The organism is Streptomyces sp. NPDC058691, from assembly GCF_042714775.1.
Lineage (GTDB): Bacteria > Actinomycetota > Actinomycetes > Streptomycetales > Streptomycetaceae > Actinacidiphila.
Window position 1 is genome coordinate 75,752 of record NZ_JBHXSO010000028.1, and the last position, 18,796, is coordinate 94,547.

Genomic DNA, 18,796 nt, shown 5'->3' on the forward strand with positions numbered 1-18,796 from the left:
ATCTCAGATGTTCCGGAAGCGGTTGATGGCGTCGATGTGCCGGGCCCGCATCTCCTCGTCCCGGACGCCGAGCCCCTCCTGCGGGGCCAGCGCCAGCACGCCGACCTTGCCCTGGTGGAGGTTGCGGTGCACGTCGTAGGCGGCCTGGCCGGTGTCCTCCAGGCTGTACGTCCGCGACAGCGTCGGGTGGATCTTTCCCTTGGCCACGAGCCGGTTGGCCTCCCACGCCTCGCGGTAGTTCGCGAAGTGCGAGCCGACGATGCGCTTGAGCGACATCCACAGGTAGCGGTTGTCGTACTCGTGGGTGAAGCCCGAGGTCGAGGCGCAGGTGACGATCGTGCCGCCCTTGCGCGTGACGTACACCGAGGCGCCGAAGGTCTCGCGGCCGGGGTGCTCGAAGACGATGTCGACGTCCTCGCCGCCGGTCAGCTCGCGGATGCGCTTGCCGAGGCGCTTCCACTCCTTGGGGTCCTGGGTGTGCTCGTCCTTCCAGAACCGGTAGTCCTCGGCATTGCGGTCGATGATCGCCTCTGCGCCCATGCTGCGGCAGATCTCCGCCTTCTGCGGCGAGGACACCACACAGATCGGGGTGGCGCCGCCGGCCAGCGCGAACTGTGTGGCGTACGAACCGAGGCCGCCGCTGGCCCCCCAGATCAGGACGTTGTCGCCCTGCTTCATCCCGGCGCCGTTGCGGGAGACCAACTGCCGGTAGGCGGTGGAGTTCACCAGGCCGGGTGCCGCGGCCTCCTCCCAGCTGAGGTGCTTCGGCTTGGGCATCAGCTGGTTGGACTTCACCAGGGCGATCTCGGCGAGGCCGCCGAAGTTGGTCTCGAAGCCCCAGATGCGCTGCTCGGGGTCGAGCATCGTGTCGTTGTGGCCGTCGGCGGACTCCAGTTCCACGGACAAGCAGTGCGCGACCACCTCGTCGCCGGGCCGCCAGGCGTTCACGCCGGGGCCGGTGCGCAGGACGACGCCCGCCAGGTCGGAGCCGATGATGTGGTACGGCAGGTCGTGGCGCTTGGTGAGCGGGGAGAGCTTGCCGTACCGCTCCAGGAAGCCGAAGGTGGACATCGGCTCGAAGATCGAGGTCCACACCGAGTTGTAGTTCACCGAGCTGGCCATGACGGCCACCAGGGCCTCGCCCGGGCCGAGCTCGGGCACGGGCACATCGTCCACGTGCAGCGACTTGCGCGGGTCCTTCTCGCTGCTCTCCAGGCCCTCGAACATGCCGGCCTCGTCCTTGCGGACGGTGACGGCGCGGTACGACTCGGGGAGCGGGAGGGCCGCGAAGTCCGCGGCCGTGCTTTCGGACGCCATGATGGCGTCGAGGATGTCCTTCACGGTGATGCCTCCGGCGAAGCGCGACGTAGGGACGCTTGAGGGAACGTCGGGGGTTGCGGTGGGTCGTGCCGTCGGTTCGGCGGTTGTGCTGTTTCCGTGACGGTCGCACGGATCGAGCGAGAGCGCTTGGTGGCGCGGGTGGAATGCCTGTGACGCAGGCGTCCGGGCCTTTGGGGACAGACGGCGTGCGAGGGTTCGCTGCACGCCGCCCGCCCGGACTGCTTTCACGGTATGGCACCGCGTGCCACTCGGCAAGACACTGGGTGCCAACAATTTTTCTCAAATGGCATCACGGCTGCACATCTGAGCGGTGGGTGGGCGAGTGTCAGGAGGTGCCGTCGCGGCGGACGCGGTGTGCGGGGGTATCCCACCGTCCCACCGGCCGGCCCGGGCGGCGAGTCGGGGAGCCCACGGCCGTCCGGAGCGCGGTGGGGAGGGGGCGGGGAAGGTGGCACGGCGTGCCACGCCGTGCCCGGCGCAGGGAGGGCCCCGAGAGGCCGGCGAGGCGCCTACGCGCCCTTCAGGGCCTTCTCGATGGTCCGCATGACCTCCGCGGGCGAGGCGTCGGTGCGTGCGACGGCCACGACCACTTCGCCGTGATGGGAGGCGAGCACCGGGGCCGGGACCGGGCGGCGGCCGATCCCCGTGCCGAAGGTGGTCTTGATGACCTCGAAGGCGTGGTCGAGCTGCACCTCCACGTCGCCCTTGCCGCCCGCCCGCAGCCAGCGCCGCAGCACGTGGTTGTGGGCGGCGACCACCGCGGACGCCGCGACCTCTGCCAGCAGTGGGTCGTCGTCGCCGTCATGGTGGGCGCTCTCGTCGAAGTGGCCCAGCAGATAACGCGTGAACAGCCGCTCGTAGCGGGCCACCGAGGCGATCTCGCGCTCGCGCAGGATCGGGATCTCCCGGGTCAGGCGGTAGCGCTCGACGGAGACCTCGGGCGCCTCCGCGTACATCCGCAGCACCTCGGTGATGCCGCGGCAGACCGTGTCCAGCGGGTGCTCGTGGGGCTCCGCGGAGTCCAGCACCTCCCCGACCCGCACCAGGGTGTCGTCGTGGTCGGGGAAGATCGCCTCTTCCTTGGAGCGGAAGTGCCGGAAGAACGTCCGCCGGGCGACCCCGGCCGCGGCCGCGATCTCGTCCACGGTCGTCGCCTCGTAGCCCTGGCTCGCGAAGAGGTGCATCGCCGCGGCCGCCAGCTCCTGGCGCACGCGGTGGCGCTGGGCGGTCGCGGAGGACGTACGGGTGGGCTTCGCGGGCTGGGACATACCGCGAACGTACTGCATTCCCGCCGACTCATGGGCGGGGCCCGGCTTCCGCAACCTGTGGGGCGGCCCGAGCAGGCCGCCCCAGCCGTCCGCAGGCTCAGCGCCGGGCATACTCGCGGAAGCCGCGACCGGTCTTGCGGCCCAGGCAGCCCGCCGACACCAGGTGCTCCAGGAGCGGCGCCGGTGCCAGGCCCGGGTCGCGGAACTCCTTGTGCAGCACCTGCTCGATCGCCAGGGAGACGTCCAGCCCCACGACGTCCAGCAGCTCGAACGGACCCATCGGGTAGCCGCCCCCGAGCTTCATCGCGGCGTCGATGTCCTCCACCGTCGCGTAGTGCTCCTGCACCATCTTCACGGCGTTGTTCAGGTACGGGAACAGCAGCGCGTTGACGATGAACCCGGCCCGGTCGCCGCAGTCCACGGCGTGCTTCCTGACCTTGCCGCAGACCTCGCGCACGGTCGCGTGCACGTCGTCCTCGGTCAGGACCGTGCGCACCACCTCGACCAGTTTCATGGCCGGTGCGGGGTTGAAGAAGTGCATGCCGATGACGTCGCCAGGGCGGGACGTCGCGGTCGCGATGGCGACCACGGGCAGCGAGGAGGTGGTCGTGGCCAGGATCGCGCCCGGCTTGCAGACCTTGTCCAGGGTCGCGAAGAGCTGCTGCTTGACCGCCAGGTCCTCGGCGACCGCCTCGACCGCCAGATCGACGTCCGCGAACGCGTCCAGCGAACCGGCGGCGGTCACCCGGGCCACTGCCTCGTCCCGCTGCTCCTGGGTGAGCCGGCCCTTGGCCACGGACCGGTCCAGGGACTTGGCGAGCGTCGTCAGGGCCTTGTCGGCCTTCTCCTGGCCGCGGGCGGCCAGCACGACCTCGTGGCCCGACTTGGCGAAGACCTCCGCGATGCCGGTGGCCATGGTGCCCGAGCCCGCCACACCGACGCGCCGCACGGGGCGGCCGGCCGCGGCCCCGCCGCCCGCGGCGGGCGTCTCGGTGTCCGCCACGACGGTGGCGCTGCACGGGGCCTCGTACGTGTAGAAGCCGCGGCCGGTCTTGCGGCCCAGCAGGCCCGCGGCGGTGAGCTGGCCGAGGATCGGTGCCGGGGCGTGCAGGCGGTCGTGTGAGGCCTGGTACATGGCCTCCAGCACGGTCTGGGCGGTGTCGATGCCGATCAGGTCCAGCAGCGCGAGCGGGCCCATGGGCAGACCGCAGCCGAGCCGCATCGCCGCGTCGATGTCCTCGCGGGTGGCGTAGCGGGACTCGTACATGGCGGCGGCCTGGTTCAGGTAGCCGAAGAGCAGCCCGTCGGCGATGAAGCCCGGGCGGTCGCCGACCGCCACCGGCTCCTTGCCCAGGCCCCGGACGAGGGCGGTCACCCCCTCGGTGGCCTCGGGCGAGGTCAGCACCGTCGAGACGACCTCGACCAGCTTCATGGCCGGGGCCGGCGCGAAGAAGTGGAGGCCGAGGACGCGGTCGGGGCGCGAGGTGCGGGAGGCGAGTTCCGTCACCGACAGCGCGTTGGTGCCGGTCGCGATGATCGCGTCGGGCTTGACGACGGCGTCCAGCCCGCACAGGACCTCGCGCTTGATCTCGAAGTGCTCGGTGACGACCTCGATGACCAGATCGGCATCGGCCGCCGCCTGGAGGTCGGTGAACGTGCGGAAGCGGGCCAGGACGCCGCCGCGCTCGGACTCCGTCATGCGCTCGCGCTGCACGGCGCGGGCGGTGGCGGACTCCAGGGAGGCGACGGCGCGGCGCGCCGCGGCCTCGTCGGTCTCGATGCCGATCACCTCGTGACCGGCGCGCGCCATGACCTCGGCGATGCCGGTGCCCATGGTGCCGAGGCCGACGACGGCGACAGTGCGGAAGGGTCGTGGACGGTCCATCGCGGAACTCCAGTTGCTGAGGGTCCGCGCCGTGCGTCTTCGTGGCACAGGCGCGGGCGGGAGAGGAGTTGGAGGAGCCGCGGGGCAAGTACGCGTGGATGTGCGTGCCCGCGTGGAGATGCTGGCGAGCCCTGTCCCGGGGCTGCGCCGCGATGGTGCCGAACCGACGGCGGCGGCACACGGCGGCTGCGTCACTAGGCCGCTGAGTGCGTTGGTTAGAGGGTAACTGGCGAGTAACCAACGCGCCAGGCCTACCGCCCATGTGATTTGCACCTCTGACAGATGAGCGCGCCATTAGGGTGAACGGCAGGCGAGAGGGGACGCTGTGGACGACGCGGGGGAAGCGCACGCCGGGGGGAGCCGCGCGGCACGACGGGCCGGCGTCCTCTACGAGTCCGTGCGCTCCGGCGACCCGACCCTCGCCGACCTGCGGGAGCGGGGCGAGCCGCGCCGCGTCATCGGGCTGCTGGCCTTCGCCACCCCGGGCCGCGGAGAGTCCCGCGACGCCTATGTGCGTCGCGTGGCCGCGTCCGGGGACGCCGCCGCAATGGTGCGGCCGTTCCTCGGCCCCGAGGAACGGGCACTGCTCGACGTGGCGGCGGGCCGCTCGCCCGGTGTCCCCGTCCTGCTCGGTGTCCTGCCCGGCGGCACGGAGGACGAGCGCCGCTACTCCCTGGAGACGCTGGCGGCCAAGCGCGCGCCGGAGATCGCCGGGCCGCTCTTCGCACTGCTCGGCGGCGCCGCTGCGGAACCGGACGCGCCGTCCTGGTACCCGGACCGGCTCGAGCGGACCGTCGCTCGCGTCGTCAACGGGGGTGAGTGCCCGCACTGGCGCCGCACCCAGGGCCCGGTGAAAGCGCCCCTCGCGCCGGGAAGCGTGCCGCTGCTGCTGCGGTACGCCGCCCATCCTGCGCCCCGGGTCAGGGCACTGGCCCTCGATCTCCTCGGCCGTGGCGGGGACCCAGTCCATCTCACCCTGTTCTCGGAGGCTGCCCAGGACCCCGAGGCGGCCGTGCGCGAGGCGGGGCTCGTGGCGCTCGGGAGGACGGACCACGCCGGGGCACGGGACGCGCTCGCCGACGTCCTAACCGAGCCGTCGCGCTCCTTGGGGGACCGGGAGATCGCCGCCGTCATGCTCGGGCGGGCAGGCGACCGCCGGGCCTTCGAGACGCTCGTCCTGCTCCTCAACCACCGCGACGCCGTCCGCAATGTCACCGCGGCGGACACCCTCGCCCGGCTCGGCGACCCCCGCACGGCCCGCGCCGCCGCCGCGCTCGCCACCAACCGGCTGCGCATCACCTATGCCCTCGCCGCGATCCGCCTCCTCGGACGCCTGGGCGCTCCGGAGTCCGTACCGGCCCTGATGGCCACCCTGCGATGGCTGCTGGACGAGGGGCGGCCCGGCCTCCAGGCCGCCCGCGGCTGCGTGGAGGAACTCGGCCGGCTCGGGGACGCGCGGGCGGTGCCCCTGCTGGACCGGGCACGCGGTGTGCCGCTCCTGCGTGCCCCGGCGGTCGACGCCCTCGGCCGGATCGGCGGCGCGGCCGCGCTGGACGCGTTGCTGGCCGCGGCCGGCGACCCGGAGGAGGAGGTCCGGGGCGCCGCCGCGCGCGGACTGGCCCGCTACCGGGAGGAGCCCCGCGCCACCGCCGCGCTCGCGGGGTTGTGCGCGCCGCCGTACCCGCGGCGCGTCGTGCGGGCCCTGGTGCGTTCCGGCGACCCGGCGGCCACGTCCGCGCTCACCAGGGCGCACAAGGAGGCGCCCAGTGCCTCGACGCGCAGGCTCGCGGGCCGCTTCAGTCCAGATCCGCGGCGTAACGGAGCTCCTTGAGGGGCACGTCGTCGTACATCTCGATCTGGTCGGTGCCGTCCGGACCGAAGCCGGCCCGTTCGTAGAAGCGCAGCGCGGGCGCGTTGTCGGCCAGCACCCACAACCGCAGCCGCCGGAAGCCGCGTTCGGCGGCCCGCGCGCGCACGGCGTTCATGAGGGCACGCCCGTCGCCTCGGCCGATGCGGTCCGGACGCACATAGATGGCGTACAACTCGCCGACCTCGCCGCCGTCCTGCTCCCCACGGTACGGGCCGAGCGCCGCCCACCCCGTCACCTCGTCGCCGTCGCTCGCGACAAGGTTGTCGACCCGTCCGTTGCCCGCGTCGAACCACCCCCGGCGCCGTTCGGCATCCGCTTCCGCGTCCATGGCGTCCAGATAGGGCTGCGGGACGATCCCCGCGTACGCCGCCCGCCAGCCGCTGACGCGGACCGCGGACACGGCGTCGATGTCTTCGCGGGCCATCGCCCGTACTTCGGTCATGCACCGGACGCTATCCGCGCGACGGCGGCCGGGTCACCCCTCTTCTTCGCTGTCCGGCGCCGTCCAGTCGCTCCAGGCGCGGCGGACACGTCAGAGCAGCGTCAATTGCGTCGGTTCCGGGACGGCCGTCTCCTCGGCGGGGGTTTCCTCCGCGGTCAGCGCCGGCACGGGCCGCAGACGCCGGGCGGCACTCGCGCGCGAGGGCCCTATGCCGAACTCGTCGGCGAATTCGTGGACCTGGCGCGTGATGCGCCGCTGGTACCAGGTCGGGGCGTAGGCACCGCTGCCGTACAGCGCCTTGTAGCGGGAGATCAGACGGGGGTGGTGCACCGACAGCCACGCCATGTACCACTCGCGGGCACCGGGGCGCAGATGCAGGACGAGCGGGGTGACCGAGGTGGCGCCGGCCTCGGCGATGGCGCGGACGGTCTCCCGCAACTGCTCCGGAGAGTCGCTGAGATAGGGCAGCACGGGTGCCATCAGGACGCCACAGGGGATGCCGTGGTCATTGAGCGTCCGGCAGACGTCCAGCCGCCTCGCGGGCGCCGGTGTGCCCGGTTCCACGGTGTTCCACAGCTTCCGGTCCAGGAAGCCGACGGAGACGGCGGTGGAGACCTCCGTGACGCGCGACGCCTCGACCAGCAGATCGAGGTCCCGCAGGATCAGCGAGCCCTTGGTGAGGATCGAGAACGGATTGGCGTGGTCGCGCAGCGCCGCCAGGATGCCCGGCATCAGCCGGTAGCGTCCTTCGGCGCGCTGGTAGCAGTCGACATTCGTGCCCATGGCGATGTGCTCGCCCTTCCAGCGGGGCGCGGCCAGTTCGCGGCGCAGCAGTTCCGGCGCGTTGACCTTGACGACGATCTGCGAGTCGAAGTCCAGGCCGCTGTCGAGATCCAGATAGCTGTGCGTCTTGCGCGCGAAGCAGTACACACAGGCGTGGCTGCACCCTCTGTAGGGATTGATCGTCCACTCGAACGGCATTCGGGACGCCCCCGGCACCCGGTTGACGATGCTGCGGGCACGCACCTCGTGGAAGGTGATGCCGCGGAACTCGGGTGTGTCGAACGTGCGGGTCACGGCATCCATGCCGAAGAGTGCGGGCGTGGTCGCAGCCGTGTCGCGGCCCAGGTTGTCCCACCTCATGCCGCCTCCTTCGTTGCTCTGCTCCGAGAATAGAACACTTGAGCGAAAAACGTCGAGGGGTATCCGTGAAGGGGTCGTGCACGTGACCGCGCCCGGCGGGAGCCACCGATTTCGCGGGGGCACGCCCGTGGTGGTTGGCTTGCCGTCGACGGCACATGGATCACGGGAAGTCACCGGAGGACGGCGATGGCACAGGTCGAGGCCAGCACCCAGCGCGAGATCGCGGCGAGCCCGGAGAGCGTCTTCGCTGCGCTCGCCGACTACGCGGGGACCCGGCAGCGGCTGCTGCCCGAGCAGTACAGCGAGTACGAGGTGCGGGAGGGCGGAAGCGGCGCCGGCACCCTGGTGCACTGGAAGCTCCAGGCGACGGAGAAGCGCATCCGTGACTGCCTGTTCGCGGTCACCGAGCCCACCCCGGGGCAGCTCGTGGAGAGCGACCGCAACTCCTCCATGGTGACGACCTGGACCGTCACCCCGGCGGGCGAGGGCCGCGCCAAGGCCGTGGTCACCACCACCTGGACCGGCGCGGGCGGCATCGGCGGCTTCTTCGAGCGCACCTTCGCGCCCAAGGGCCTCAACCGCATCCAGGACGCGGTGCTCGCCCGCCTGGCCGCCGAGACCGAGAAGCAGTAGCGGGCGGGAGCGAACCGCCGCGCCGGAACGGCGCCGCCGCCCTCAGCGCGCGCCGGCGCCGTTCCTGATGCCGGGTCGGTAGCCCAGGCAGCGGGAGGCCTCCTCGGCGGCCTCGACGACACACGGGGCGAGCCTTCCCACGTCGGCCGGAGTGAGCCGCTGCGTCGGGGCGCCGATGCCGAGGGCGGCCGCCACCTCTCCGGTGCTGCCGAAGACCGGAGCGCTGATGGAGGCCGCTCCGATGTCGCGCTCCTCGAATGTGGCGGAGAAGCCCGTCCTGCGGATCTCCTCCAACTGGTCGTCCAGCAGGTCGATGTCCACCACGGTGCGCGGTGTGTGGCGGGTGAGGCCGTGGCCGACCGCGTCGCGACGGGCCGTGGGGTCGAAGGCCATGAAGACCTTCCCCGCCGAACCCGCGTGCAGGGACATCACCATGCCCACCGCGAACAGCCGCATCACCACATGGTGCGTCTCGGCGAGTGAGACGACGGTCCGGAACGCGCCGTCCCGCACATAGAGACAGGCCGTCTCCCCGCTCCGGTCGCGCAGCCGCTGGAGCGCGGGCCGGGTGAGCCGCACCATGTCGAGGCCGAAGGTGCCCGGTGCTGCCCACTGCACGAAGTGCAGGCCGATCCGGTAGGTGTCCCCGTCGCGGTCGAGGAAGCCCTCCCGCAACAGGTTGTGCACAAGGCGCTGGCAGGTGCTGCCCGGCAGGCCCGTGACCCGCGTGATCTCCTGCAGATTGAGTTCCGGCCGCTCGATGGTGAAGCACTCCAGGATCTGGCGGATCTTCTGCAGGACCAGCAGTGGCGCGGTCCCCGCCTTCTCGCTCATGCGCATCACCGCGTCTTCCGGGCCGGACGTCCGTCTCGTACGACGGCTACCGTATGTCAGCCGGTCGTGCCGGCCGTCGCGGCGCCGGCGCGCAGCGGTACCGGCGCGGACGGCACCGCGGCGAGCGCGGAGTCGAGCCGGTGGCCGAGCAGGATCCGCAGTTCCTCGCGCACCGCGGTGAGGCGGCCGACGTCGATGCCGGTGGCGATGCCCGCGTGGTGACAGAGGTTGACCAGGTCGTCGGTCCCGAGGTTGCCGGCGGCGCCTGGGGCGAAGGGGCAGCCGCCGATGCCGCCGAGCGCGGCGTCGAAGCGGCGCACACCCAAGCGGAGCGCCTCCCAGACGTTCGCCGATGCCATGCCGTAGGTGTTGTGCAGGTGGAGGCCGAGCGGGAGTTCGGGCAGTGCCTCCCGCACGGCGGTGACGGTGCGGCGGATGTGCAGGGGACCGGCCGCCCCTATGGTGTCGGCGAGATGGAGCACGCGGATGCCGAACGCGGCGAGCCGGTGGGCGACTTCCACCACCGTGGCCGGGTCCGTCTCGCCATCGAACGGGCACATGAAGGCGGTCGCGATCGTTGCCTCCAGGCGCACACCGGAGCCCGCCAGAAGCTCGACGGCCGGACCCAGCCGTGCCAGGGCCGCGTCCCTGGGCACACCGGCGTTGGCGAGGCTGTGGCCGTCGCTCGCGGAGACGGTGAGCCGGACGTCGCGCGTCCCGGCCTCGACCGCCCGCCGCGCTCCTCGTTCGTTGAGGACGAGGGCGTGCAGGGAGACCGACTCCCCTGGCCGCAGCCCGGCCACCAGGCGGCTGGTGTCCGCCATCTGCGGGACCTTCTCGGGACGGACGAACGATCCGACCTCCAGTGAGGTCAGTCCGGCGTCCAGCAGCCCGTACGCCAGGTGCAGTTTGTCGGCGGTGGGAACCACGACGGGCTCGTTCTGGAGGCCGTCACGGAGCAGGACGTCCGTGATCAGCACCTGGTCGTCGGTGCCGGGCATTCACACCACCCCCAGATCGCGCAGTTCTTCCCGGCGGGCCGCTCCTATGCCGACTTCGGCCAGGACGACGTCGGTGTGCTCACCCAGGTCCGGGCCGAGCCAGCGCGTACGGCCGGGCGCCTCGGCCAGTTTGGGGACCACGCCGGGGAAGGCCACGTCCTGGTGCCATCCGGGGGCGATGGCGACACGATGCCGTTCCAGCATGCCGCGTGCCGCGAAATGCGGGTCCTTGGCGATCTCGGCCGCGGTGTAGATCGGGCCGCAGGGGACGTCGCCGGCGGCCAGCCGCATCAGGGCCTCCTCGTGCGGCAGTTCCGCGGTCCAGGCCGTGATGGCCGCGTCGAGCTCGGCGACGTGCCGCACCCGGCCCGCGTTGTCCGCCAGGCGTGGGTCGTCCCCCAGACCGGGCCGGCCGATGACGGCCATCAGGCGTCGGAAGACGGCATCTCCGTTGCCGCTGATCACCACGTAACGCCCGTCCTGGCACACGTAGGTGTTGGAGGGCGCGATGCCCGGGAGCGCGCCGCCCGCGCGTTCCCGTTCGATCCCGAAGGCGTCGTAGTCGGGCGTCAGGGACTCCATCAGGGAGTACACCGCCTCGTACAGGGCGACGTCCACGACCTCCCCGCGCCCGGTGGCGGAGCGGCGGTGGAGCGCGGCAAGGGCGCCGACGACCGCGTACAAGCCGGCCACGGAGTCGGCGAGGCTGATGCCCAGACGGGTGGGCGGCCGGTCGGGGTAGCCCGTGAGGTGGCGCAGTCCGCCCACGGCCTCCGCGACGCCGCCGAAGCCCGGACGGTCGCGGTAGGGACCGGTCTGCCCGTAGCCGGAGATCCGGGCCAGGACCACGCCGGGGTTGACCGCGCGCATTCGCTCCGCACCGAGTCCCCAGCGCTCCAGGGTGCCGGGACGGAAGTTCTCCAGCACGACGTCGCAACGGCGGATCAGGGCAAGGGCGACCTCTTGGCCCTCCGGGCGCCCGAGGTCGAGCGTGAGCGACCTCTTGTTGCGGTTCATCGCGCGGAACAGCAGGGAGGTGTCGCCCTCGTGGAGCCGCCACCGGCGCAGTTCGTCGCCGCCACGTGGCCGTTCGACCTTGACGACGTCGGCCCCGAGGTCCGCCATGAGCCGGCCGGCCGACGGGGCGGCGATGAAATTGCCCATCTCCAGGACGCGCAGACCCGCGAGGGGGCCCGGCGCCTCCTCATGCCTCGCAGACGATTCGGGCATCTGCGATCACCTCGCAACCCAGATTGTGATGTCTCTTTCCAGCATGTGGGTTCCGACGTTTCGCGTCAAGAAGTCTGTTATGTCGCTCTGATTAGGCGTGTGTCACCCGGGAGGAAGTCATACCTGAGGGTTGCAGACGTATGCATACGCAAGAGATCGAGCATCGGAGTACCCTCATGGTGAGATGCCGTCTCACAGAGAGCCGGTTGTGGACGAGCCCGCTTCCGCACCGCGACGGGGCGCCTGGCCGTACTCGCCTCCCCCGGCGCCGCGTGTGCAAGGAGCGAGCGGATGTCCGAGATCTCCGTACTGGCCAACACCGCCGTCGCGATCGTCGCCATCGTCGTGCTGATCGTCCGCTTCCGCGTGAACCCCGTGATCTCTCTTGTGGTGGGTTCGCTCTACCTGGGCCTCGCGACCGGGCTCGGGCCCGACAGGACCGTCAGGACCATCACGACCGGCTTCGGCGACATCATGGCCGAGGTCGGCCTGCTGATCGCCTTCGGTGTGCTCATGGGCTCGCTCCTGCAGGAGATGGGTGCCATCGAGCAGTTGGTCGGGCACCTGCTGAAACTGTTCGGTCCCCGGCGGCTGCCGCACTCCATGGCGCTGACCATCGGCACACTCCTGCAGGCGATCTACCTGGACGTGCTCCTCGTCATCTGCGCACCCCTTGCCCGGACCGCCTCCCGCCGGATCGGCCCCTTGGGCTCCGCCCGCATGGCGGCCGCTCTGGCGATCGGTCTGGAGAGCGGCATCGTGCTCATGGTGCCGGGTGTCGGCGCGCTGGCCCTGGCCGCCCTGCTGCACGTACCCCTGGGCACGATGCTGCTGTGGGGCCTTGTGCTGGTCGTTCCGACGATCCTGATCTCGGTGTCGGTCATGACCTTCCTGTTCCGGCGGGGCTTCTGGAACAGCGCCACCGACGAGAGCGCCACCACGGACCCCGCGGTCCCCGACACTCCGGCGGCCGCGGACAATACGGGGGAGCCGGCCCGTCCGGCGACGGCCCGGGCACTCCCGACGGTCGCCCTCGTGGGCGCCGTTCCGGGGGCCGGACCCCCGAGCGCGGCGGGGCCGGACCGCCCCCCGGTGAGCCGGTCCACGGCTGGTCCGGCCGGCGGCTCCGAAGGCGCTGTGGTTCCGGCGCCCGGTGACGGTCCGGGCCTGCTCGTACGCTTCGCCCCGCTCCTGGCCGCCCTGTTGATGATCGCCACCGGTGCCGTCATCGACGCGGTCGGCGTCAGGAACGTCGTTCTCTCCTTCATCGCCAACCCCGTGGTCGCGCTGCTCACCGGACTCGTCGGCACGGTGCTCGTCGGCAGGTTCGCCGTGGGCCGTGAGGGGGTGGAGCGCGCCATGATGCGCGGGTTCAAGGAGAGCGGTCAGATCCTCATCCTGACGGCGGTCGGCGGATCGCTGGCCGCGGTGGTGTCGGCGAGCGGTCTCGGCGGCATCCTGCGCGGCTACTTCACCGCCGGCGACGTGGCGCCCCTGCTGCTGATCTGGGCGGTCTCCGCGGTGCTGCACATGGCCATCGGCTCGGTCACCATCTCCGCCATCACGGCCGCCGGCATCCTCGCCCCGATCGCGCCCGGCCTCGGGCTCGACCCGGTTCTGGTCGCGCTCGCCGTGGGCGCCGGATCGCTGTTCGCCGTGCAGGTCACGAGCAACACCTTCTGGCTCCTGCAGTCGCTGATGGGGCAGACGACCCGGGGCACGCTCAAGACGTGCACCGTCGGCGTCTCGGTGGCCTCCGTCGTGGCCCTCCTGCTGCTCCTCCCGTTGAGCCTCTTCCTCTGACACGGTCCGCGTCCCGCGGCCGGCGCCCTCCATCGGTGCCTTCCATGGGCACGGGCCTGCGAGCACGTCACTTGAACGGGTGGTTCCGCCCGTCCGCAGCGCATCCCCGGGCCTTTTGATCGTTGTCGAAAGGTCAGGCGCGACGAGGGGAGTGGACACAGCGATGGGCGGCACCATGGCGACGACGCTGACCGAGCAGAGCGAACCCCTCGCCGACGAGTCCGGCGCCGGAGCGGGCGCGGGCGCGGACGACGGCGCGTCCTCCGGCCACGGGATCCCCGCCGCCGACCTCACGCCCCGCAGGGTGCGGCTGGTCTTCCTCGGGCTCATGCTGACCCTGCTGCTCGCGGCGCTCGATCAGATGATCGTGGCGACCGCGCTCCCCAAGATCGTCGGGGAACTGCACGGGCTGGACCGGATGTCCTGGGCCGTGACGGCCTATCTGCTCGCCTCGACCATCGGACTGCCGCTGTACGGCAAGCTGGGCGACCTCTTCGGGCGCAAGAGCGTCTTCCAGTTCGCCATCGTCGTCTTCATCATCGGCTCCGCCCTGGCCGGCTGGTCGCGCACCATGAACGAGCTCATCGCCTTCCGCACCATCCAGGGCATCGGCGGCGGCGGCCTGATGATCGGTGTCCAGGCGATCATCGCGGACATCGTCCCGCCACGGCAGCGCGGCCGCTACATGGGCCTGATCGGCGCGGCGTTCGGCGTGGCCTCGGTGGCGGGGCCGCTGCTCGGGGGCTTCTTCACCGACCACGCCTCGTGGCGCTGGTGCTTCTACATCAACGTGCCCTTCGGTCTGCTGACCCTGGCCGTGATCGCCGTCGTGCTGCGGCTGCCGCGCCCCACGGCGCGCCCGAGGCTCGACGTGCTGGGGGCTCTGCTGCTGGCCGTGGGCTCCACCTGCGCTGTGCTGCTGACCAGTTGGGGCGGCTCGACCTACGCGTGGGACTCGGACGTCGTGATCGGGCTGGGCGCCGGAGCGGCGTGCTGCGCGGTGCTCTTCGTGGTGGTGGAACGGTTCGCCGTGGAACCGGTCATCCCCCTGCGGCTGTTCCGCGACGGGATCTTCACCGTGTCGGCCCTCATCGGCGCCGTGACCGGTGTCGGGCTCTTCGGCGCGGCCAGTTACCTGCCCACCTTCCTGCAGATGGTGAACGGGGCCAGCGCGACCGAGTCCGGTCTGCTGATGCTCCCCATGATGCTGGGCGTGGTGGCGGCCTCGATCGTCTCCGGCCAGCTCATCAGCCGCACCGGCCGCTACAAGGCCTTCCCCCTGCTCGGCGGGGCGCTGTCGGTGCTCGGCATGTGGCTGCTGTCGCGGCTGGACATCGACACCCCGCGCGCCGAGTACAGCGTCTACATGGCGGTACTGGGACTCGGCATCGGCCTTGTGCTGCCCGTGCTGATCCTCGCCGTGCAGAACTCGGTGCGGCCCGCCGACCTGGGCGCGGCCACCAGCGCCAACAACTACTTCCGTCAGATCGGCGGTTCGGTCGGCGCCGCCGTCTTCGGCACCCTCTTCGCCAACCGTCTCGCGGACCGGCTGGCCGCGGGACTGCCGCGTGGCGCCGAGCTGCCGGACCCGCAGTCGATCACGCCGCAGATGGTGCACGCGATGCCGGCCGCATTGCGCGACGCCTATGTGCAGGCGTACGCCACCGCGATGCCGCGCATCTTCCTCTACCTGGTGCCCGTCCTCGCGATCGGATTCCTGCTCGCCTTCCTCCTGAAAGAGAAACCCCTGGTGACCCAGCACGTCCCCACCGCCCGTAAGGCCGACCTCGGCGGCGTCCCGGTGTGCGGCACGGTTCAGCACGCCGACGGCAGCACCGTGGGGCGCGCCGCGCTCACCCTCATCGACGTGACCGGACGTCAGGTCGGGCGCGGCGCCACGGGGGACGACGGGCGGTACGCGCTGAGCACGCCGGGCGGCGGCAGTTATGTGCTGATCGCGGCGGCCGGGGGGCATCAGCCGCAGGCCGTCAGCGTCACCGTGGGCGAGCGGCCGGTGGAACTGGACGTCGTGCTCGGCGGCGCCGGGCGGCTCGCCGGGATCGTGCACACCGCCGACGGCACCCCGGTGCGCGAGGCGACGGTGACGCTCACCGACGCCGGCGGCGACGTCGTGGCCAGTGCGCGGACCGGCCGCGACGGCGACTACACCCTCACCGAGCTGATCGCGGGGGAGTACACCCTCGCCGCCAACGCCCCCGCGTACCGGCCCGCGGCACTCCCGGTCTCCGTCCAGGCCGCCAGGGAGACCCGGCAGGACGTCGAACTGGCGGGTGGCGCCATGCTGCGCGGCACCGTGCGCGCCCCCGGCGGGCGGCCGGTGGAGGACGCGCGGGTCACGCTGCTGGACGCCGCCGGCAACGTCCTGGACACCGTCACGACCGGAGCGGACGGCACCTTCCGCTTCGTGGACCTGGCCGCGGGGGAGTACACGGTGATCGCCTCCGGCTACCCGCCGGTGGCCACCGTGCTCCGGCTGACCGGGGGCGGCCGCAGCGAACGCGACGTGCTCCTCGGCTACGAGGACTGAGGTCCGAGGGCTGGACGCACGCCTCCGTCGTCGGTGACGTTCTGTCAATTTCACATTGGAGTAAGCAAGTTTGCCGCAATGACGCGCGCGGTACCCGGTGACGGTCGTACCGTGGTGGCGGAGCCGCAGATCTTGTGCGGGGCGCCGACCACGCCCTGCCGCGATCGGTGTCCGGCGCCACAGGGGAAGGAGCCGAGCGCGTCATGGAACGTCGCACCCCGCTCGGGGAGGGCAGCCGACCGGAGCTGCCTCCGCAGCGTACGGGCCTTTCGGGGCGCATTCCGCTCGCCGTGGTCGTGGTCGACCGTGACGGGCTGGTCTCCCACTGGAGCACCGGTGCCCGCAAACTCTTCGGCAGTACAAGGGAGCAGGCGATCGGCCGCTCCGCGATCGACATGCTGCCGGTCTCCGGTGCCCTCGGCGACGAGTCGGGCGGCCCCCACGGCACGGACACCGTCAGCGGCGCCGCCTACGGCCCCGGTTCCCTCGGCCCCTACGGGGGCCCCGACCTCGACGCCTCGCTGAGCGGCGAGACGTCCTACCCCACCGCGGGGCGCGCCCGTCTCAACCGCAGTCATGACACCGTTGTCGAAGACGCTCCGGTGGACGTGCTGTGGTGGTCCTACCCCCTGGTCGGGCCCGGGCCCGAGACGCTGCTCGTACTCGCCGCCGACGCCGCCCAGTTGCACGTCGAAGCCGGCCAGGATGGCGATGCCACCGGCGAGTTCGAGCGGATCGCGCCCGGCTTCGCCCTGCACACCGAGTTCCCCGGCGCAGACGGACTCGCCAAGCGGCTGCCGGAGATCCTGCCCAGCATGGGCGTCGTCGAGAGCGGCCGGATCGTCTCCCAGGTGCTGGAACTCGGCTACCCGGTCCTGGAGATCAGCCGGCACGACCGCGTCCCGGTCACGCCGGACTGGGGTGTGCCCCGCCGGGCCGAACGCCGCGCCGACGCGCTGCGCGCTGCCCGCGAGGCCGCCGCCGCCCCCGGGAGCGGCGCGGCCGTGGGCGCGGAACCGGACCTGGAGTACGCCGCCGTCCGCGAGCGTCTGGAGTTCCTCAACGAGGTCAGCGGGAGCATCGGCAGCTCCCTGGATCTGTCCCGGACGATCCACGAGGTCAGCGCTGCCGTGGTGCCGCGCTTCACGGACGTGGCGGCCACCTATCTACGGGCACAGGTGCCGGCCGGCGAGGGCTTCCCCGAAGGGCCGCCGGACGTCACGACCATGTGGTACCAGGTCGCCGTGGAGCACACGGACGAGCCCGGCCGCTGGGACGACGTGGTGCCGGTCGGCGAGTCGATGGCGTTCCCCGAGCACACCCCGTTCTTCCAGTGCATGACCAGCGGGCAGCCCGTCCTCGTGCCCAGGATCACCGAGCCCATGGGCGAGGAGATCGCCGCGCAGTTCGAGAAGCGTGACATCCGGCCGCTGATCAGCGGCCGGTCCATGCTGGTGGTGCCGCTCAAGGCACGCAATGTGGTGCTCGGCTTCATGATCCTTCTGCGTCACCAGGAGCGCCCGCCGTTCAACGCCATGGACCGCGTGACCGGTGCCGAACTGGCCGCACGCGCCGGGCTGGTACTCGACAACGCCCGCATGTACACGTATCAGGAGAACGTCGCCGACACGCTCCAGGACAGCATGGCGCCGCAGGTCACGGCGCACCTGCCCGGCTGTGACGTGGTGACCCGCCGTCTGCCCGGCACCCGGCTGGGACGGGTCGGCGGCGCCTGGTTCGACGTCATCAAGCTCCCCGGCTCCCGGGTGGCGCTGGTCGTCGGCGATGTCATGGCACACGGGCTCAACGCGGCCGCCATGATGGGGCAGCTGCGCACGGCCGTGCAGGCCATGGCCGCGCTGGACCTGCCGCCCGCGCAGCTGCTGCGCGGCCTCGACGACCTCGCACAGCGGCTCGGCGAGCACCACCTGGCCACCTGCTTGTACGCGGTGTACGACCCGGTCCACAACGAGGTGCTGATCGGCAACGCCGGGCACCTCCCGCCCGTGCTGCTGCGCGCCGTCGACGGCCGCAGCGAGCTGCTGGACGTGCCCACGGGCGCGCCGATCGGCATCGGCGGGGTGGCCTTCGAGACGGTGCGGGTGCCGGTCGCGCCGGGCGACCGGTTGGTGCTGTGCACCGACGGTCTGATCGAGGTCCGCGGCCAGGACATCGGCACCGGACTGGCGGCGCTGTGCGAGAGCGCCGCGACTCCTGCCGCCTCGATGGACGAGGAGTGCGACACGGTCATCCGCGCGCTCGGCCGGCCCGGCGGCCGCAAGGACGATGTCGCCCTGCTGATGGCCCGGCTCGGCGGCATAGCGCGGGAGGACGTCGCCACCTGGCAGCTCGCGCTCGATGTGCGCGAGGTGCGACGGGCCCGCGCGCTCACCCGCGACGCCCTGGAGCGCTGGGGCGCGCCGGAGGCAGCCGAGACAGCCGCGCTGCTGGTCGGCGAGGTCGTCACCAACGCCGTACGCCACGCCCACACCCGCCATGTCGAACTGCGGCTGGTCCGCGCGGACGCGCTGCTGTGCGAGGTCAGCGACGACGACCACGCCCTGCCCGTCCTGCTCGGCGTGGGCCCCGAGGACGAGAAGGGACGGGGGCTGCGCATCGTCAGCCGGCTGGCGCGGGAGTGGGGCGCGAGCCGTACCGCGCAGGGCAAGACCGTCTGGTTCGAGCAGCAGCTGCCGTGCCGGAAGGCCGCCACCCGAACGTGATGTATGCCGGTATGCCGGTATGACCGGCTGTCGGTCGCGCGGCGCGTCGGCACCTCGTCGGCGACGAGTTCGCGG

General features: G+C 72.0%; 13 protein-coding genes and 1 pseudogene. 6 read left to right on the forward strand and 8 right to left on the reverse strand.

All coding sequences use genetic code 11. From position 1 onward, the window contains the following. Positions 1 to 3: 3 nt before the first annotated feature. From ccrA to ACFWVC_RS21060, 3 genes are all read right to left on the reverse strand, one after another. The gene (gene ccrA, locus ACFWVC_RS21050) at positions 4 to 1,341 is read right to left on the reverse strand and encodes a crotonyl-CoA carboxylase/reductase (RefSeq protein WP_384287946.1); all 1,338 of its coding nucleotides are present in this window, start codon (positions 1,339 to 1,341) and stop codon (positions 4 to 6) included. A gap of 509 nt (positions 1,342 to 1,850) precedes the next feature. Continuing rightward, positions 1,851 to 2,609, reverse strand: coding sequence for a TetR/AcrR family transcriptional regulator (locus tag ACFWVC_RS21055; RefSeq protein WP_384287949.1), 759 nt, complete (start codon positions 2,607 to 2,609; stop codon positions 1,851 to 1,853). 97 nt (positions 2,610 to 2,706) lie between these two features. After that, positions 2,707 to 4,494 (reverse strand): 3-hydroxyacyl-CoA dehydrogenase family protein, encoded by a 1,788-nt coding sequence (locus ACFWVC_RS21060; RefSeq protein ID WP_384287951.1) that lies wholly within the window; start codon positions 4,492 to 4,494, stop codon positions 2,707 to 2,709. Positions 4,495 to 5,422: 928 nt separating this feature from the next. Here ACFWVC_RS21060 and ACFWVC_RS21065 point away from each other — a divergent pair. Then, a pseudogene (locus ACFWVC_RS21065) lies at positions 5,423 to 6,028 on the forward strand (HEAT repeat domain-containing protein); the annotation flags it as partial. A gap of 15 nt (positions 6,029 to 6,043) precedes the next feature. Continuing rightward, positions 6,044 to 6,325, forward strand: coding sequence for a HEAT repeat domain-containing protein (locus ACFWVC_RS21070; RefSeq protein WP_384288018.1), 282 nt, complete (start codon positions 6,044 to 6,046; stop codon positions 6,323 to 6,325). Here the strand turns inward: ACFWVC_RS21070 and ACFWVC_RS21075 are convergent. Further along, positions 6,291 to 6,806 carry a GNAT family N-acetyltransferase gene (locus tag ACFWVC_RS21075; protein WP_384287954.1) on the reverse strand — a complete coding sequence of 172 codons (516 nt, stop codon included), beginning with the start codon at positions 6,804 to 6,806 and terminating at the stop codon, positions 6,291 to 6,293. The two genes, ACFWVC_RS21070 and ACFWVC_RS21075, sit on opposite strands and share 35 nt — an antisense overlap. A gap of 90 nt (positions 6,807 to 6,896) precedes the next feature. Next, on the reverse strand, positions 6,897 to 7,949 hold the full coding sequence (locus ACFWVC_RS21080) for an Rv2578c family radical SAM protein (protein ID WP_384287956.1): 1,053 nt from the start codon (positions 7,947 to 7,949) through the stop codon (positions 6,897 to 6,899). Between the two features lie 186 nt (positions 7,950 to 8,135). Here ACFWVC_RS21080 and ACFWVC_RS21085 point away from each other — a divergent pair, with 186 nt between their 5' ends. After that, the gene (locus tag ACFWVC_RS21085) at positions 8,136 to 8,582 is read left to right on the forward strand and encodes an SRPBCC family protein (protein ID WP_384287958.1); all 447 of its coding nucleotides are present in this window, start codon (positions 8,136 to 8,138) and stop codon (positions 8,580 to 8,582) included. Positions 8,583 to 8,624: 42 nt separating this feature from the next. Here the strand turns inward: ACFWVC_RS21085 and ACFWVC_RS21090 are convergent, their stop codons facing one another. The 3 genes from ACFWVC_RS21090 to ACFWVC_RS21100 are packed head-to-tail and all read right to left on the reverse strand — an operon-like array spanning position 8,625 to position 11,647. Continuing rightward, positions 8,625 to 9,416 (reverse strand): IclR family transcriptional regulator, encoded by a 792-nt coding sequence (locus ACFWVC_RS21090; RefSeq protein ID WP_384287960.1) that lies wholly within the window; start codon positions 9,414 to 9,416, stop codon positions 8,625 to 8,627. Positions 9,417 to 9,472: 56 nt separating this feature from the next. Next, entirely contained in the window at positions 9,473 to 10,417 is a 945-nt protein-coding gene (locus ACFWVC_RS21095; RefSeq protein ID WP_384287962.1) for a hydroxymethylglutaryl-CoA lyase, read from the reverse strand. Beyond that, positions 10,418 to 11,647 (reverse strand): CaiB/BaiF CoA transferase family protein, encoded by a 1,230-nt coding sequence (locus ACFWVC_RS21100; protein WP_384287964.1) that lies wholly within the window; start codon positions 11,645 to 11,647, stop codon positions 10,418 to 10,420. 291 nt (positions 11,648 to 11,938) lie between these two features. Here ACFWVC_RS21100 and ACFWVC_RS21105 point away from each other — a divergent pair, with 291 nt between their 5' ends. The 3 genes from ACFWVC_RS21105 to ACFWVC_RS21115 all read left to right on the forward strand — a co-directional run bounded on the left by ACFWVC_RS21105 (position 11,939) and on the right by ACFWVC_RS21115 (position 18,721). Further along, positions 11,939 to 13,450 carry an SLC13 family permease gene (locus ACFWVC_RS21105; protein WP_384287966.1) on the forward strand — a complete coding sequence of 504 codons (1,512 nt, stop codon included), beginning with the start codon at positions 11,939 to 11,941 and terminating at the stop codon, positions 13,448 to 13,450. Between the two features lie 163 nt (positions 13,451 to 13,613). Next, a complete protein-coding gene (locus ACFWVC_RS21110; protein WP_384287968.1) occupies positions 13,614 to 15,998 on the forward strand; it encodes an MFS transporter in 2,385 nt (794 codons plus the stop codon). Between the two features lie 203 nt (positions 15,999 to 16,201). Next, on the forward strand, positions 16,202 to 18,721 hold the full coding sequence (locus ACFWVC_RS21115) for a SpoIIE family protein phosphatase (RefSeq protein WP_384287969.1): 2,520 nt from the start codon (positions 16,202 to 16,204) through the stop codon (positions 18,719 to 18,721). The last annotated feature ends 75 nt before the right edge of the window (positions 18,722 to 18,796 follow it).

What these genes read in the sequence shown, in the direction of transcription:
- ACFWVC_RS21055 (WP_384287949.1), bottom strand. Translation starts at nt 2,609, where the DNA reads ATGTCCCAGCCCGCGAAGCCCACCCGTACGTCCTCCGCGACCGCCCAG.
- ACFWVC_RS21060 (WP_384287951.1), bottom strand. Translation starts at nt 4,494, where the DNA reads ATGGACCGTCCACGACCCTTCCGCACTGTCGCCGTCGTCGGCCTCGGC.
- ACFWVC_RS21075 (WP_384287954.1), bottom strand. Translation starts at nt 6,806, where the DNA reads ATGACCGAAGTACGGGCGATGGCCCGCGAAGACATCGACGCCGTGTCC.
- ACFWVC_RS21080 (WP_384287956.1), bottom strand. Translation starts at nt 7,949, where the DNA reads ATGAGGTGGGACAACCTGGGCCGCGACACGGCTGCGACCACGCCCGCA.
- ACFWVC_RS21085 (WP_384287958.1), top strand. Translation starts at nt 8,136, where the DNA reads ATGGCACAGGTCGAGGCCAGCACCCAGCGCGAGATCGCGGCGAGCCCG.
- ACFWVC_RS21090 (WP_384287960.1), bottom strand. Translation starts at nt 9,416, where the DNA reads ATGAGCGAGAAGGCGGGGACCGCGCCACTGCTGGTCCTGCAGAAGATC.
- ACFWVC_RS21095 (WP_384287962.1), bottom strand. Translation starts at nt 10,417, where the DNA reads ATGCCCGGCACCGACGACCAGGTGCTGATCACGGACGTCCTGCTCCGT.
- ACFWVC_RS21100 (WP_384287964.1), bottom strand. Translation starts at nt 11,647, where the DNA reads ATGCCCGAATCGTCTGCGAGGCATGAGGAGGCGCCGGGCCCCCTCGCG.
- ACFWVC_RS21105 (WP_384287966.1), top strand. Translation starts at nt 11,939, where the DNA reads ATGTCCGAGATCTCCGTACTGGCCAACACCGCCGTCGCGATCGTCGCC.
- ACFWVC_RS21110 (WP_384287968.1), top strand. Translation starts at nt 13,614, where the DNA reads ATGGGCGGCACCATGGCGACGACGCTGACCGAGCAGAGCGAACCCCTC.
- ACFWVC_RS21115 (WP_384287969.1), top strand. Translation starts at nt 16,202, where the DNA reads ATGGAACGTCGCACCCCGCTCGGGGAGGGCAGCCGACCGGAGCTGCCT.